We start from the raw sequence: 17,314 nt of genomic DNA, 5'->3' as shown, positions 1-17,314 counted from the left end.
AATGAGTTTTTTACTGGATGATGAAACGAAAAAGATAATAGGTTTTAATTATATGATAAACCAAATAAAAGTAATAACTCCATTTGGTTATCAATTAAAAGAAAAATTAAAACCCTATATGCCCGGAGAAGAGGATATATTAAGGGATGAGTTAGATAAAGTAGAAACTTTAATAAATTTAATTAGAAATAATAACAAAGAGTTTATTCGTATTAAAGGACTTCTTCAGCATTTTAAAGATTTGAGTAATTCGGTTAAAAATACAGTTAAAGGAAATACTTTAACATTAGTAGAATTGTTTGAGATAAAAAATTTTGTTTTTCTTTTAAAAAAGCTTAATGAAGAAGTTTTAAAGCTGAATTTCTGTTTACCTTCAGATATGGCGATTAGAAGAATTGAAAAGCTAGAACGTTTATTAGACCCGCGAAATGAAGGGGTAATGACATTTTATATATATGAGGAATATTCAGACAGACTTAAAGAGATAAGAGAGAATAAGAAGAAGCTTAAAGAAAGTATAAAGAGTGAAAAGAGAAAAATAAGAGAAAAAATAAAAAAAGACTTAAAGCTTAATGTGAACTTAAAAGGGGAAGTTACTGCAAAAAAAGATGATGCTGAATTAATAGCAAAAATAGAAAGATATCCTTTTCTAGCTTATTCTTCTGAGACTTATATGAATATTAAATATGTAATAAAATCGACTCCAGTAATTGATACTTTAGAAAAGGAATTAGATAAAGTTAAACGTATGGAAGAAGATGAAGAATATAAGGTTAGAAATAAGTTATCAAAAGAAATTGGTGGATTTAGTGATGCTTTATTAAGTAATATGAATGCTATTGGGAAATTAGATTTAACAATTGCAAAAGCATGTATGGCAATTGATATTGGTGGAGTTAAACCTAAAATTAAAAATGAACATTCAATAAATATAAAAGATGGAAGGCATATTGAAGTCGAGGATTTTCTTAAAGAAAACGGAAAATCATTTACTCCAATAAGCATTAATTTGTCAGAAGGTGTTACATGTATTACTGGAGCCAATATGGGTGGTAAGACTGTTACTCTAAAACTTATTGCATTATTGTCTACAATGGCACAGTATGGCTTGTTTGTTCCTTGTAAAGAAATGCAGATAGGACTTAACGGATTTATACATGTATCTATAGGTGATTTACAGTCTGCCAGTAAGGGGCTAAGTACATTTGGTGGAGAGATAAGTAAGCTTAAAGTTGCATTAAATAAAAAAAATAATAGAGGACTTATTTTATTAGATGAACTTGCGAGAGGGACAAATCCAGAAGAAGGTTATGCAATATCTAAAGCTATAGTTGATTTTTTAAAAGATAGTAAAAGTATAGCAGTAATAACAACACATTATGATAATATAGCGAATTCAGATGATGTAGTTCATCTTCAAGTAATAGGTCTTGCTAATGTTAATTATGATGAATTAAAAGAGAAGCTTTTAAAAGATAAAATAGATGGCATTGAAGTTATAAGTCAGTATATGGATTACAGATTAAAAAGAGTAACTGATAAAAGCCAAGTTCCTAGAGATGCAATAAATATAGCAAGATTAATGGGACTTGACGAAGAGATACTGAAAAAAGCCGAGGAGATACTGGGTACTAGGTACTAGATACTGGGTACTTGGTGCTGGAAATAGAGAATGGAGATTAGGGGACAGATGACAGAGAACAGGGAACAGGGATAAAAAATTAAAAATTGAAAACGGAAAATGTAAAATTAATTGAGTAGTGCAGAATTAATTCTGCACTACTAGGTACTATATAAAAATTTAAAATTAAAAATGTAAAATTGCACAATAGTCGACATTTGATAGCTGAAAGATAACAGAGAACAGAGAACAGAGGACAGTGGACAGGGATGCTGTCCCCTGGTAACTGGAAACTGTCCCCTGACAAATGCAAAGGAGGTATTGTTGTATGAAGAGTAAATTAAATCTTGATCCGAATGTAATAAATAGTGCAAGAGAGGCTGCAAGAGGTATAGCTGAAGATGTTCAGGAATTTATTGATAGGCATACTACAGTTTCAATTGAAAGAACTGTTGTCAGATTATTGGGCATAGATGGAGTTGATGAAATAGACAAACCACTTCCAAATGTTGTGGTAGATAACATTGTTGAAGGAGGAGGGCTTCCTTTAGGAGCTGCTTATTGGATAGGGAATGCTATGGTTCAAACTGGAGATGACCCTCAAACTATAGCTGAAAAGGTAAGTAGGGGAGAATTAGACTTAACTAGACTTCCTATTGCAAGTATAGATAAGGTTAAAGAAGCTATATATCCAATAGCGGTTAAAACAGTAGAGAGAATAAAGAAAAATAGAGAAAAGAGAGAAGAATATATAAAAAGACTGGGAGAAGGTAGAAAACCATATCTTTATGTAATAGTTGCTACAGGAAACATATATGAAGATGTTATTCAAGCACAGGCAGCTGCTAGACAAGGAGCAGACATAATAGCTGTAATTCGTTCAACAGCTCAGAGTTTACTTGATTATGTGCCATATGGACCAACAACTGAAGGTTTTGGTGGAACTTATGCTACTCAAGAAAACTTTAGAATTATGAGAAAAGCTCTTGATGAAGTAGGAGAAGAAGTAGGAAGATACATCAGACTATGTAACTATTGTTCAGGTCTTTGTATGCCAGAAATTGCAGCGATGGGAGCACTTGAAAGACTAGATGTTATGCTAAATGATGCATTGTATGGTATTCTTTTTAGAGATATTAATATGCAGAGAACTTTAGTTGACCAGTATTTCTCAAGAATTATCAATGGATACGCTGGTATTATCATAAATACAGGAGAAGATAACTACTTAACTACAGCTGATGCTGTAGAAGAAGCCCATACTGTTTTAGCATCTCAGTTTATAAATGAACAGTTTGCACTAAAAGCTGGTATACCAGAAGAGCAGATGGGACTTGGACACGCATTTGAAATGAATCCAAGTTTAGAAAACGGATTTTTATGGGAATTAGCGCAAGCTCAAATGGCTAGAGAAATATTCCCTAAGGCACCACTTAAATATATGCCGCCTACAAAATTCATGACAGGTAATATTTTCAAAGGTCATATACAAGATGCAATGTTTAACTTAGTATCAATAATGACTCATCAGGGTATACAATTACTTGGGATGTTAACTGAGGCGATTCATACACCACATTTACATGATAGAATGCTTTCTATTGAGAATGCTAGATATATTTTCAACAATGCTAGAAACTTAGGTGATGAAATAGAATTTAAAGAAGGCGGAATAATCCAGACTAGAGCACAGGAAGTATTGAAAAAGGCCGAAGAACTACTTAAAGAAATTAGAAGAGAAGGGTTATTTTCAACTATAGAAAAGGGTAAGTTTGGAGGAGTAAAAAGGTCAAGAACAGGCGGAAAAGGATTAGAAGGAGTTGCTGCTAAAGCAGAAAATTATTATAATCCGTTCATCCAGTTGATGCTTGGAGGTGACAGATAATGGCTATTGAGAAAGTAGATTTGACAAGAGTAAAACCGTATGGAGATACTCTAAATGACGGAATGATGCAACTAAGTTTCACTTTACCTGTACCTTATGGTGATGAAGCAGACGAAGCTGCAAGAAGACTAGTAAAGAAAATGGGGTTAGAGGATCCAAGTGTAGTTTATTCTTGTGATTTAGGTGTAGGATACACTTACTTTGTTGTTTATGGTAAGTGTCAGCATACTGTAGATTACACAAAAATAGAAGTACCTAAAGTTGATGTAGATGTAATGGATAAATATGAAGTAGAATCCTATATAAAAGAAAATATTAAAAGGAATGTAGTAATTGTAGGAGCTTGTACTGGAACAGATGCTCATACTGTAGGAATTGATGCAATAATGAATATGAAGGGGTATAACGGCAATTATGGTCTCGAAAGATATAAGGGAATAGAAGCTCATAACCTAGGAAGTCAAGTTCCTAATGAAGAATTAGTTGCTAAAGCTATAGAATTAAATGCAGATGCAATATTAGTATCTCAAGTAGTAACTCAAAAGGATGTTCACATTCCTAACCTTACGCAATTAGTTGAGTTATTAGAAGCTGAAGGGATAAGAGATAAAGTTGTATTAGTTTGCGGTGGACCAAGAATTTCTCATGAGTTGGCAAAAGAGCTTGGATATGATGCAGGATTTGGTTCAGGTACATATGCTTATCATGTAGCTTCATTTATCGTGACTGAAATGGTAAGAAGAGGCTTGGTTTAATAGAAATAGAATGAGAGTAGGCTTAGAAAAGCTTACTCTCATTTTTAAAATTATTGCATGTTATTTATAGACTCATTATTTTTAATTATCGATATTTTCACCTATGTATTTAATATTTTTTATTTCTTCTAAGAAAATAGGTAATACTCTTTCTTTATTTTTCAAAAAATAAGATAACTCTACAATAGCGCTGTTTTTGTTATCAACGTAAAATAAGAAATAATCTTCTCTTTTACCATATTTATTAGTTTTACTTCCTAAATATTCATTATAGTGTTGTAACTCTTCTTCTTTTTTTACTTGCAAAGGTGGGCCGTGGTCTTTAACAAATTTTTCAGCTAATAACTTAACTTCCTTAAAACTATTACCTGTTTCTATTTCAAATGGTAATACATTAATAGTTTCTGTATTATCATTTAATTGAAATTCAGTACCATCTTCAAATTCAACTACTTTAATTAAATCTGATATATACATTCCAAAGTTAGTAAATCTAATCTTTACAAACTTCACTGTTTTTTCTTCACCATGAATAACAATATTTTTTTGCTTATTACCATCATATTCTTTATCATCAGAAAATAGATTTATGAGATTTACTTTAGCTACTTTATGCATATTTTCTTGTTTTTGTTTAGGGGTATTGTTTTTTATATGTTCTTGTTTATTTTGATTTTGAGTTATATCTTTTGTTTTATCTTCAATCGTATTATTAATCTTATCCATCTCACAACTTGTTAAGATTAAAATAGAAAAGCATATTAGTAAAACTACAAAAATCCTGTTCTTCATTTTCTCACCTTATTTCTACCAGTTAAATTATTTTTAGAACCTTTAACATCTGATATATTACCTTACATACTTCAGCTCTAGTAACATAATTATTTGGTTTGAAAGTGTTATCCTCATAACCTTCCAATATTCCTAATGCTTTCATTTTGTAGATACTATCTCTACCCCAATCTGGTATATCAATGTCATCTGCAAATATTTCATAATCCTTGTTAGAAGTGTATTCTGCTAATATTCTATCAAGCATAACTGCTAATTCAGTTCTTGTTAAATTTATATTTGGTCTGAATGTATTGTCATCATATCCTTTGATTATTCCTTTCTCAGTTAAGCTCATAACGTGAGTATAGGCCCAATTTGGAATAGAATCTAAATCTTTGAAATTAGCAGTTTGCTTATAATTTTTTAAACCTAATGCTAGATTCAATAGTTTAGATATTTCGCTTCTAGTAATGTATCTATTAGGTTGAAAATAAGCATCCTCTATCCCGTTTACAATTCCCATTGAAGTTAAATATTTTACATAATCCTTAGCCCAATTGTCATTTATATCTTTGTATTCTTTGTAATTATTGTTCTTTAAAACAGTGAATTTTGTGAAATGGTTAACCCATGTAGTTATAAAATTATTTTCAATTTTATCACCTAAATAAATCCATTTTTCTCTATCTTCGTTATAATAATAGATGCCTATTGGCTGTTGATTAAAATTGGTAATATCAAAGGATAACTTTACATTTCCATTTATTTTTTTATCGCTGGTTATATCATAAATGTTATAATTATTTTTACTATTTGATGTAATTACTTTAATAGATAATTTAGTGTTATCAGGAAATGCTTTAGAAGGTACAAATAATATAAGGTTATTTCCTATATTAATAGTTTTTTCGGTTTTTCCAATAATGTGTACTTCTTGATAATTATTTTTTTGTAAATTATATTTTGTTTTTTCATTTATTTTCATTGTGATATTATTAGTATCATGTTTTATAGATAGTCCATTTTTATCAAGTAAATAGCTATATTCAATTGAAATATCTGTATTACCTTTTTTAATACATTTAAAATTCAAGCTTCCAATAGTTAAATCACTACTTAAACTTTTTTCGTTGCCAAGTAGTGTAAACATTAATTCAGCTACTCCATTATTGTTGTCAACATAATTTCTAGCTGCAAAATATTGTCTATTTTTAAGTTCTTTAGGCAGTATTATTTCAGTATTATTGGAGCTTATATAAGTGGGATTAAAGTTAATCTTAATATGTAAAGCATATACATTAGATATATCAGATAATTTAACATTTACTTTAAATGTGTTATTAACGCTTAAGTTCGTACTACTTGTTTCAAGCAATAATCCTTCATTTATACTGCTGTATGCAAAGCTAGGGATGAAAATGATTAGTAGCAATATCATTAGTTTTTTCATCTTAATTCCTCAATTTTATTTTATTCTTCGGTTTATATATATTAAGTCTAATACATCAATTTTATTATCCTTATTAATATCTGCCTTAATGCAATTTTCATCCCAATTTAAATCATAAGAAGACAAACCATAGTAATTAGCTGCAAAAACTAAATCTTCAAGAGTGACTAATTCATCTCCAGTTATATCTCCATCTACTATTTTAGTTAAAGAAATATCTAAATTAATATTACTTCCATCAGTTATATTAATAACTTGAGAAAATTCTTTGTAGCCTTCATAGTTTACTTTAAGTGTGTAAGTGCCTTCGATTATATTTTCAATATTAAAGGCTCCGTCAGTAGAAGTAGAAGCTGAGTAGTAAGTTATATCATTTTGGACTAATTCTATATAAGCACCATTTATTGGATTAGATGATAAAGTTTTGATAGTGCCTGAAAGATTGCCTACACCTGAAACAGTATAGTTTAAAGTATTAAGGTTAAATGTTAATTCTTGAAGATTTCCGTTTATATCTTCTGATATTAGTTTGCTTTCACTTTCAATTGATATTGTACCTTGACCCTTACTAATTACATCGAAAGTTATGCTACCAATTGATATATCTCCAGATATAGGAGTAGCATTACTGTTTAAACCAAATATAAAGATGACTGTGTCGTTCCCATCTATTAAGCTATTATTGCTTACACCTTCAATATTTGAAAAATCGGTTATATTAGTTAATGTTAGAGACTTATTCTTTATGGAAATTAAATTAGGATTGTATTTAACAATAATTTTTGCACCTATAAAGTCTGAAACATTTTTTATATCTATATTTACAGTAAAAGTATCTCCAACTTTTAAGTTAGCCAAGTCTTGAGAGCTTAACTCTATATAAGGCTGCTGCTGTGCAAAAGAAGTATTTGATGATATTATTAATACTAAAGTAAGCATTATAATAAAATATTTTTTCATTATATATCCCCCTTGTACCTTAATATCATTAATAAATCTAAAATATCTATTTTATCATTTCTATTTAAGTCATATCTCGGATTAAAATTTGCATCGCTACTAGTTAGTCCAAATGAATTGCATAAAAAGTTTAAGTCTTCAGTTGTAACCTGACTATCATTATTTAAATCAAATAAGGAAGTTATATAAGGCAGTTCGATATCAACAATCAAATCCTTATTGTTTACATAAACTTGTTGTGTTACTGTTTGATAGTTTTGATATTCAAACCTTAAGTTGTATAGGTTAGGCTCTACATCTGTAATAGTAAAATAACCTTGACTATCAGTGTAAGTAGTTTTATATATGTTGTTATCATAAAGCAAATCAACCTTTATATTATTATGAGAAAATGAGTTTTTTAGAGTGCTTTTTCCTGATATTTTATAATATATTTTTGGAACTTCATCTGAAAAGCTGATAAAATTTTCATCCAAAGCCCAATTACTATAGTCTACATTACCTTCAACAACTAAGCTTGTACAATCTGAAGGACCATTTGAACTTCCCCACCAGTTTTGATTAATATAGAGTGTATTATTCAAGTCGTAGTTGTAGATGTAAATATTGCTTGATAACATCTTGTTTAGCTTAAACTCAATATCTTTTGATGAAAAACTTTTAATAGTTAAGCGACTTCCTCCTAAAGTATTACCATTAACTTCAACCAATCCATTGCTGTCTGGGTTTACAATTATTCCACTGTTTGAAAAAGTATTATTGGTTATATTAATATCGCATTCGTAGTTTTTAATTTTCAATGAATCTCCAGAAAACGAGTTGTTTTCAAAAGTTATAGTTCCATTTACTTGGGTACTTAAATCTATCTGTGGCATATTAATTTCAAAGTGCGAATTTTTTATAGTTATGTTTAATGGAGAATCTATTGTTGGAGATTTTATTATTATAGGATAGGAATATTTAAATGATACGTTGTCTATTAATAAAGAGGAAGTTTTACTTTCAATAATGGTTTTGTCATATGAAGATTGGAATTTTAAGTTTTTTAATTGGAGAGTATAAGGGGAATCAACTATAATAAATGGTAGAGATGTTTCACTGCATGAAATAATTGGTAGGTTACCGTTCCAACCTTCTGTACCTATTATAGTTACGTTTTTATCTATTTCTATATTTTCAAATAAATATGGGGTAGATTTATAAAGAATATATATTGTACCGCCATCTGCTACGGCATTTAATGCATCATTTAAAGTTTTGTAGTTATTGATATAAGGACCTACAGTTACGGTGTTTGGTAAAGAATGTACGATACTTGGATAAAATATAAATAATATTAGTAATAGAAGTAAAAGGATAAAAACTATAAATTTAATAAAATTTGTGAAATATTTACCTATAACTACACCACCTTCCAATATTCAATAAAAATATTATACTATATACTATAAGCAAGCGAAATGCATTCGACAAAAAAGGATAAATAATTTAAGAATAAAATGAGGAGGTTTTAAAATGAAAATTAAATATTTAGGTCATGCTTGTTTTAAAATTACTACAAATAAAGGTATTAGAATAATGACAGACCCATTTGATGAAACCGTAGGCTATGAAGTACCAAGAGATGAAGTTGATATAGTTACTACAAGTCATACACATTTTGACCACAATTATATAGAGGGTCCTACTGGAGATTTTGAGGTAGTAAATAAGGTAGGAAATTTTTATGTAAAAGATATACCAATTACAGGGATTGCTACTTATCATGATACGCAGCAGGGAAGCAAAAGAGGAAGTAATGTTGTATACATATTTACAATTGGAGATTTAAGAGTTTGTCATTTAGGTGATTTAGGGCATATACCAGATAGTAAGCAGATAGAAGCTATTGGTGAAATAGACGTATTGATGATTCCAGTTGGAGGAGTATATACAATAGATGCTAAAGAAGCAAAGGAAGTTGTAGATCTTATAAATCCTAAAATAATTATTCCTATGCATTATAAAACAGACGATTTAAAATTTGAATTAGGAAGCATAGACGATTTTACAAAGTATTTTGATAATGTAGAAAAAATAAATTCCCAAGAGATTGAAATTAATAAAGACACTATTTTAGGTGCAGGAAAGAAGGTTATTGTGTTGAATTATAAATAATGAGGCAACGAACCATATTCGTTGCCTTAGTTACCAGTTGCTAGAAGTTAGTTGCTAGTATGTCTATTTTTAAATCTAATACCAAATGCTAAATGCTTAGTATTTGTAAATACGTTTTGTTTACCAATGGCAAACAAAACGTCCCTATGCCATGTTATTTTTTTATCTTTTCTTCTAATTCTTTTACTTTCATTTTGTCATTAAACATTGGAAAGTCATTCTTATCAATAATTATTTCATAATCATCACTAAAATCAGAAAATTTTTCACTTTTAACTTTTATCTCCCCTTGAATATTACTTACAAGATAGTAAAATGAATCCCCAGCATTTTCATTTAAGAAAAAAATAATTCTTTCCCCTTCTCTAACGTTTGTCATATAATCTTTTATGAAAGTTTCTCCCTTAACTATATGACCTATAACTTTATCTATTCTAATTTTGCTTCCTTTAGATAAAGCACCTTTAAGTGATTTGTCTACTTTTACATCCATTCTTACAACTATTTTTTTAAAAGATATATTAGGATTAGAAGTTTTTAATGGAATTTCCTTAGGTTTATGAATTTTTTCCACTACACCGACAACTATAGCATCACTTTTTTGTACTAACTCATCTATTGTATTAAATACACGCTCTAAACTATGTGCTTTTGGTTTATCGTTATCTATACTAAAATGTGTTATTAAAAAAACTGTACCTATTAAAACAATAGCTATTATTAAAAAAGTATTGATATTTTTTCTAAAAATATTCATAATATCCTCCTAGTTAAATTTATTTGTTTAAATTCTTTTACTTGCTCAATCTTCAAATATTATAAGTTTATTTATGTGTGTTTCTTATTGCAATTATTTTGGTTCATTTACTAAATATACCATATTACATTATAACAATATTTGTCAATAATGTTTTTTGTTGCAATTTGTCATATTTTAGAATGATATTACTAATTATCTAAATTCTAATGGTTATGTATAGTGGATTGTCCTCTTAATTTTTGACAAAAGCTTACTAATACTCATATAGAAGCAAGGGGACGTCAGAGTATATGAAAACCCATTAACAAAGAAGATATAATTAATCAAAATTAAATGGTATAATAGAGTAAAAAAGTGATGTTTTATTATAAAGAATTATACGTTTGTTTTCACACACTCTGTATAGTCTATTGCCTTAGTTACCAGTTACCAGTTGCCAGATACCAGTTACCAGTATATCTGTTCCCTGTCACCTGTTATCTGTTGACTAAAAGTAGCGAAGCTACTTTTATTGTAATATAATTCCATTTAAGAAATCGCAGTATTTTGTCGATATAAATAAATGATGATACTAATGATTCGGAGGTATGGAAATGGATAGATTAAAGAGGTTTTTTTCTATAATTTTAGCTGTAATACTTACAATTACATATATTCCATATTTAGATATAGTAAGTTATTCAGCGGATACTTTAAGTATAGATTCTATAACACCAGATAAAGTTTCTGCTGGAAATGGTAAGATTGTAACCATTGTGGGGACAGGGTTCGGTAATGATAAGTCACAAATTACAGAAATAAAGATAATATATGATGGAGAGGCTACTATTGTTAATTTAGACACGAATAATGATATATTATCGATTAATGATACATCAATAAGTATAAGGATACCTGGATCAAATGGATACATAGGACTAGCCTATTTATCAATAAGTAGAACTGGCTTTGGTTCAGATTCCATACCTTTCGAATATATAAATGACCCTACTATAAATAAGATTGTTACAAATACAGAGATAAGCATTCAAAGAGATGCTGATGGAAATATAGTAAAGAATCTAGATGGTTCAGCAAAAAGAATTAAAGATACATATTTAGAAATTTATGGTTTTAACTTCAACTTGCCTGGTAATAATGACAACATTGAAGCTTATATTGAATTAAAGAATACTGAAAGCACAATGGCAGCTGAGGTTATTTATCAAAATGAAGGTTATATAAAGGCAAAGCTGCCAGAGAACTTTATATATGGAGATAGTTATGAAATAACTGTTAAAAATAAATTTGGTGGTTCATATACATTTACTCAAACTATTACGTTAGCGGAACATGATATTACACAGCTTTCAAATTTAAAGGTTAATATAGGAGACACATTAACTATATATGGTACAAACTTTCCTTTTGAAACTGATTTGAAGGTATATATAGGGGATGAAAATGGAGAAAAAGAAGCAGTTATAGATACAAGTACTTTAACTTCTACTCAGATTAACATTACAGTTCCTCAAGTAGCAACAACTAACTATCAAAATGTAAAGGTTTTAGATAACAGTAAACAAACAGCAGTAACTTTAGTAGATGAATTAGAAGTTTTACCATCTCCAACTCCTTTTACAGTATCTGCGATTACACCAAATGCTGGTACAAAACAGGGTGGAACAGAAGTAAGGATAGTTGGTACGAATTTAACTCCTGATATGAAGATAATGTTTGGTGAAAACTATGCAACTAATGTTGAATTTGATACAGAAATGAGTATAGATGGGACAACAGTTTTAAAGGCTATAACTCCACCATCTAATACAATTGGAGCTGTTGATGTTAAGGTAATAAATCCTGTTGATAATGGAGAATTCATTTTAGAAAAGGGATATAGATATACTGAAGTAGAAAACTCATTAGTAGTTATAGATATAAATCCAACTGAAGGGTATGAAACAGGTGGGGACTTAGTATCTATAACAGGACTTAACTTTCAAAGAACTAAGGAAGATAGTAATGGCAATATAGTTTCTGATGAAAAGGAATTTTCATTATCTGGAGATAATAAGGTATTAACATTAACAAGTGATGTAATTAAAGATTATCCTAAGCCTGGAACTAGCGAACTAGTAGATGTAGTTAGAGTTAGAACTGTTAAAGTATACTTTGGTGGTGAATTAGCTGAAATACAAACAATTCTAGAAAATGGGCAATCTGTTCCAACTATAATAAACCAAGATACAGGTCAGCAGGTTTTGAGAGTTAAATCTCCACAAGTTGCATTAAAGCCGAGGGTAGATACTCCAGTTGATATATCTGTTGAAATAACAACTAAATTTATAGATGCATCTACATATAATGATGGCGATGATAGTAACGATATAGTTATAGACCAATTTACAGAAAAGGAAGTAGCTTTAAGACAGTTTATATATAAACCTGTTCCAAGTGCACCAGAGCTTAATTATGTGTATTTATATAAAGTAAATGGATTACCTTTAATAGATGAGAATTCACAAATGGCTAAAGGTCCTTCTGAAAGTACGGTATATATATATGGTCTAGATTTTAGACCTGATGCAAAGGTATACTTCTTTAAAGAAGACGGAAGACCTTTAAACGAACTCCTTGTATCAAATAATGAAGCGCAAGTGGTTTCAGTCGATACTTTACAAGGAGCTTTAAACGGTAAGACGATCAATAGAATAGAAGTAATTGTACCAGATATAAAAGAATTAGGACCTGTTACAGTTTTAGTGCAAAACGCAGATGGTGGAAGGACAAAGACGATAGCTGAGTTTGTAGAAGAAGGAAACTACACTGAAAAAGAATTAGAAGTTAGACAGTTTGAATATATTTCTACACCAATAATAAACGAAGTATCACCAAAATTTGGTTCTACTAACTATACAGAGGATGGACAAACAGTTATAAGGAATCCTTTAGTCGTTATAAATGGGGATATGTTTTTAGCCATAGCAGAAACTGACCAAAACGGGCAAACAACTGTAAAGAAACCTTATGTATATGTTGTTCCTAGAAGCATAACAACACAAGAAATAGAAAATGATCATTATAATAACCCAGATGCAATATCTGATTACAGAGGAGAAGTGTTAGAGGTAACAACAGAAAGAGATAATAAACTTATTAAATTAGACGGTGTCAAAGATAAACTAGGAAATAGAATGGTAGTTAAAATGCCTTCTGTAAACGAAGATAATGGGGGCTATAGAGATATTATAGTTATAAATCCTGATGGTGGAATCAGTAGGCTAGAGGATGCTTTTGAATATAGAAAACCTGAAAGTAGACCACAAATCATATCTATTAAACCTGATAAAGGGAATGTATCAGGTGGTGAGAGAGTAGTAATTACAGGAAAGGATTTTGACTACGACCCACAAGAGGTGCTTATCATAGTAACTATAGATGGTGAGCAAGCACAGATTGAAAAGATAGAAAGAAGTATATCAGGAGCCGACAATACTGTAGATGTAACTATAATTACTCCGAGAGGAACAGAGGGCAAAAAGACTCTACAAGTTATAAACCAAGATGGCGGTACTGCTGAAGGGTATTATACGTATACAAGAGTTTATACTAATCCTGTTATAAAAACGATAGCACCATCTCACGGTGGACCGTTAACTGAAGTAATTATTAAGGGTGACGATTTTGTTTTACCTAACCCAGATTCACAAGATGAAGATGAACAGCATGGTACTAGAGTGTTCTTTAATGATTATGAAATTAAAACTAACGTGACAGATGAAAATCAGACAGTAATAGAGGATGTTTATGTTATAGATAAAGAGACGATAAGAGTAGTAGTTCCTGATGGGTTACCTTTAGGTCTTAAAGATGTAACTATTGTAAATCCAGATACAGCCAAATTTACTGTAGAAGATGGTTTTAACTATTTAAAACCTCAAAGTAATCCTACTATTACTTCGATATCTCCAAGTGAAGGTTCAAGAGATGGAGGTACCATAGTTACTATAGAAGGTACAGATTTCATGGAAGGTATTGAAGTATATTTTGGAGAAAAGAAAGGCATTAATCCAATAGTAAATGGTGACGGAACTAAGATATTTGTTACTACACCGAATTATGAGGTAGATGAAAAGATTACAGATAGAGTTTCTGTACCAGTTACTATTGTGAATTTTGATGGTGGTTCTGATACTGTGCGTGATGGATTTACATTTAGGGTACCAGGAAGTTTTCCAACTATAGAAAAGATAGACCCATCGGTAGGTTCAACTGCTGGTTACGACACTATAACTATTGTAGGTACTGATTTCAGATACTCCGATCTAAATAGTAATGGCAAATGGGATGAGGGAGAACCTCTACCAAAAGTATATTTCAATGGTATAGAGGCTCTAGATGTTCAATATTCTAGCTATAAAGTATTGATAGTCAAAACTCCACCATATTTAGAGCCCGGTAAAGTAGATGTTATAGTAGTTAATCCAGATGCAGGTACATTTGTATTTAAAGATGGATTTACTTATGAAAGATCTAAGCCTGAAATAACTAGCGTAACACCTGACACTGTTACAAAATTAGGTGGTACAGAATTAACTATTCTAGGTAAAAACTTTATCGACAGAAACAAAATAAATCCTGAGAATTATTTTGGTGGAGAAAATATAGATTTAGAAGTGGTTTTTGGAGATGAATATGATTATGCACCTATTGTAGGAGGACATGGTATTGTTGAAGTTGGAAATTTACAGGTTGAATATGATAACAGAGATGCACAAGCTGAAAATAATGTATTTGTTAGATTAAACGGTGAAGAAAAGATATCTTTTAATATTAAGGAAGGACAGACTAGGATAGAAACTTTACCAACGGGTTTAGACGAAACAAAATTAGAAGGTATAAAGATAGAGCTTAAAGATAACAAGCTTATGGTTACAAGAAGATTATCGCCAAGAGTAGAGTATATAGATGAGAATACGTTAGTCGTAATAACTCCTCCGCAAGATACAATAGGAGAAAAGAAAGTAAAAGTTGTAAATATAGATGGAGGTACAGGAGAAGGGGTAATAGAAATAAAAAATCCTAATAGCCAGCCAACAATTACTGATATAGAACCTAAAAGACCTATTTATAAGACTGATTCTGAAGAAATAGATTATTATGTTGTAGAATCTACAATAGATGGAGGATTAACGTTTACTATTAACGGAAGTGATTTTAGAAAAGGCGTAAGAGTAATGATTGGTAGTGAAGAGGCAGAAATAATATCAAGAAGCAATGAAGACGATAAAATAGTAGTAAGATCTCCAGAAGGACGAGAAATAGATATAAATAAACCTCTACGCATCGTAGTTATTAATGAAGATGGTGGAACTGCTGATTCATCTCTTAAAGAAGGACTGCCAATATACTATGTATATAGAACAAAAGAAAGTAACCCAGTAATAGATGAAGTAACTCCAGATAGAGGAAGTGCAGCTGGTGGAGATAGAATTACTATTACGGGTAATGACTTTAGAATAGAGAATATTACAGTAAGGATTGGAGCAAAAGAAGCAACCGTGGTTCTAGAAGAATCATCATATAAAAAATTAGTTGTAATTACACCTTCAAGTGATATTTTGGGTCCTGTAGATGTATTTATTAGAAACGAGTCAGCTCTAGGTGAAGTTGTCTTGAAGAATGGGTTTACTTATTATTCAAATCCAACCATAACAGATATAACACCTGATGAGGTACACTATACAGGAGGACAGAAGGTTACAATTAAGGGTACTATGTTCATGGAGGGTATAAAAGTATATATTGATGGAGAAGAAGTTAAGGATGTAACGTATATAGATGAAAATACAATAGAAATAATAACCCCAGAAGGAGAATTAGGAGATAAAGATGTTAAGATAGAAAATACTGATGGTGGTTCTTTTGTATTAGTTAAAGGTCTAAAGTATATTTTACCTATACCTTCAAATCCTACAGGATTTTTTGCATATCCTGGATATGAACGTTCTATAGTTTTAAAATGGAGCCAAACTGATGGAGCAGAAAGGTATAAAATATTCGGTAAGAAAAAGGGAGAAAAAGAATATAAGTTTATAGCAGAAACTTTAGAAACAGAATACTATATTAAAGATTTAGATGCAGATACTAAGTATTATTTCAAATTATGGGCTGTAAACAAATATGGAGAGTCAAAAGGGTATGCATACGCATATACTACTACATTAGACTCAAAAGAGGATAAAGGTGATAGCAAATACAAAGACGAATCTGTAACTGTTGAAAGTATAATAAAGAATTCAGCTGGTAGCATTTTTGTACTATTGCCAGAAATCTATACAAGCAGTCAGTATACAGTAAAACTAAATGATAAGAGATATAAAGATTTTAATCAAATAGAAATAACTATACCATTGAATGTAGTAATGAATAGTCATGGAAAACTTAGTGTGAAGTCTAATGAAGTGTATTTAGATTTACCATTCTACAGTTTAAAAACAGGTTTAACAAATATAAATCAAAATAATATAGAAGAAGATTCAAGTGTTAAGGTTATAATAACTCGAATGTCTAAAGCAGAGAAACATAGGATATCTAAGAAACTTAGAAGAAGAGAAAAGCTTTTAACAGATGTATTTAAAATACAATTCATGCTTCAGAGAGGAAAGAGTATTATACCATTTGAAATGCATAATTATGTAACTGTTTCACTTATTGTTAATAAAGAAAATTTAAATAAAGAAAGAATGTACTTAGGTATATTAAACGTTGAAAAAAATAAGCTTGACAAATACGAATCTTTAATTAATCAGGTATTCGACTACGACCTTATGAAATCTGTCTTTTATGTTGAAGGTAGAATAAATAAAGAAGGTAAGTTTGTAGTAGGGTATAGATAATAGGTACTAGGTGCTAGTTACCAGAGGGCAGGGTACAGGGGACAGGAGACAAAATCAGTTGCCAGTAGCCA

General features: G+C 30.3%; 10 protein-coding genes. 5 read left to right on the top strand and 5 right to left on the bottom strand.

Features of this window, described 5'->3' with window-relative positions:
- Position 1: 1 nt before the first annotated feature.
- The 3 genes from TR13x_RS05055 (at position 2) to TR13x_RS05045 (ending at position 4,261) form a co-directional block, all read left to right on the top strand.
- A complete protein-coding gene (locus TR13x_RS05055) occupies positions 2–1,642 on the top strand; it encodes a MutS-related protein (RefSeq protein ID WP_054870815.1) in 1,641 nt (546 codons plus the stop codon).
- Between the two features lie 307 nt (positions 1,643–1,949).
- Positions 1,950–3,506 carry a lysine 5,6-aminomutase subunit alpha gene (locus tag TR13x_RS05050; RefSeq protein ID WP_054870814.1) on the top strand — a complete coding sequence of 519 codons (1,557 nt, stop codon included), beginning with the start codon at positions 1,950–1,952 and terminating at the stop codon, positions 3,504–3,506.
- Positions 3,506–4,261 (top strand): OAM dimerization domain-containing protein, encoded by a 756-nt coding sequence (locus TR13x_RS05045; RefSeq protein WP_054870813.1) that lies wholly within the window; start codon positions 3,506–3,508, stop codon positions 4,259–4,261. The genes TR13x_RS05050 and TR13x_RS05045 overlap by 1 nt, the downstream gene beginning before the upstream one ends.
- An 81-nt stretch (positions 4,262–4,342) precedes the next feature.
- Here TR13x_RS05045 and TR13x_RS05040 read toward each other — a convergent pair whose 3' ends face one another.
- The 4 genes from TR13x_RS05040 to TR13x_RS05025 are packed head-to-tail and all read right to left on the bottom strand — an operon-like array spanning position 4,343 to position 8,863.
- A complete protein-coding gene (locus TR13x_RS05040; protein ID WP_054870812.1) occupies positions 4,343–5,053 on the bottom strand; it encodes a hypothetical protein in 711 nt (236 codons plus the stop codon).
- A gap of 22 nt (positions 5,054–5,075) precedes the next feature.
- Entirely contained in the window at positions 5,076–6,485 is a 1,410-nt protein-coding gene (locus TR13x_RS05035) for an S-layer homology domain-containing protein (RefSeq protein ID WP_054870811.1), read from the bottom strand.
- 15 nt (positions 6,486–6,500) lie between these two features.
- Positions 6,501–7,445 (bottom strand): carboxypeptidase regulatory-like domain-containing protein, encoded by a 945-nt coding sequence (locus TR13x_RS05030; RefSeq protein WP_054870810.1) that lies wholly within the window; start codon positions 7,443–7,445, stop codon positions 6,501–6,503.
- Positions 7,445–8,863, bottom strand: coding sequence for a carboxypeptidase regulatory-like domain-containing protein (locus tag TR13x_RS05025; protein ID WP_054870809.1), 1,419 nt, complete (start codon positions 8,861–8,863; stop codon positions 7,445–7,447). The genes TR13x_RS05030 and TR13x_RS05025 overlap by 1 nt, the downstream gene beginning before the upstream one ends.
- A 97-nt stretch (positions 8,864–8,960) precedes the next feature.
- Here TR13x_RS05025 and TR13x_RS05020 point away from each other — a divergent pair, with 97 nt between their 5' ends.
- Positions 8,961–9,602, top strand: a complete 642-nt coding sequence (locus tag TR13x_RS05020) for an MBL fold metallo-hydrolase (protein WP_054870808.1) — start codon at positions 8,961–8,963, stop codon at positions 9,600–9,602.
- Positions 9,603–9,756: 154 nt separating this feature from the next.
- On the opposite strand, the gene TR13x_RS05015 is transcribed toward TR13x_RS05020, so the two are convergent.
- The gene (locus TR13x_RS05015; protein ID WP_054870807.1) at positions 9,757–10,359 is read right to left on the bottom strand and encodes a hypothetical protein; all 603 of its coding nucleotides are present in this window, start codon (positions 10,357–10,359) and stop codon (positions 9,757–9,759) included.
- A gap of 596 nt (positions 10,360–10,955) precedes the next feature.
- Between TR13x_RS05015 and TR13x_RS05010 the strand changes: the two genes are divergently transcribed.
- Positions 10,956–17,243: an IPT/TIG domain-containing protein gene (locus TR13x_RS05010; protein ID WP_054870806.1), complete on the top strand. Its 6,288-nt coding sequence runs from the start codon at positions 10,956–10,958 to the stop codon at positions 17,241–17,243.
- Positions 17,244–17,314 lie beyond the last annotated feature (71 nt).

Origin of the sequence: Caloranaerobacter sp. TR13 (assembly GCF_001316435.1) — a bacterium.
Classification (GTDB): domain Bacteria; phylum Bacillota; class Clostridia; order Tissierellales; family Thermohalobacteraceae; genus Caloranaerobacter.
The sequence above is the reverse complement of the archived record's forward strand: the minus strand, read 5'-3'. Positions and strand labels throughout refer to the sequence as shown.

Bases quoted from the DNA above. Each gene is read 5' to 3' on its own strand.
- TR13x_RS05030 (WP_054870810.1), bottom strand. From the start codon at position 7,445: ATGAAAAAATATTTTATTATAATGCTTACTTTAGTATTAATAATATCA.
- TR13x_RS05040 (WP_054870812.1), bottom strand. From the start codon at position 5,053: ATGAAGAACAGGATTTTTGTAGTTTTACTAATATGCTTTTCTATTTTA.
- TR13x_RS05035 (WP_054870811.1), bottom strand. From the start codon at position 6,485: ATGAAAAAACTAATGATATTGCTACTAATCATTTTCATCCCTAGCTTT.
- TR13x_RS05010 (WP_054870806.1), top strand. From the start codon at position 10,956: ATGGATAGATTAAAGAGGTTTTTTTCTATAATTTTAGCTGTAATACTT.
- TR13x_RS05045 (WP_054870813.1), top strand. From the start codon at position 3,506: ATGGCTATTGAGAAAGTAGATTTGACAAGAGTAAAACCGTATGGAGAT.
- TR13x_RS05055 (WP_054870815.1), top strand. From the start codon at position 2: ATGAGTTTTTTACTGGATGATGAAACGAAAAAGATAATAGGTTTTAAT.
- TR13x_RS05050 (WP_054870814.1), top strand. From the start codon at position 1,950: ATGAAGAGTAAATTAAATCTTGATCCGAATGTAATAAATAGTGCAAGA.
- TR13x_RS05015 (WP_054870807.1), bottom strand. From the start codon at position 10,359: ATGAATATTTTTAGAAAAAATATCAATACTTTTTTAATAATAGCTATT.
- TR13x_RS05020 (WP_054870808.1), top strand. From the start codon at position 8,961: ATGAAAATTAAATATTTAGGTCATGCTTGTTTTAAAATTACTACAAAT.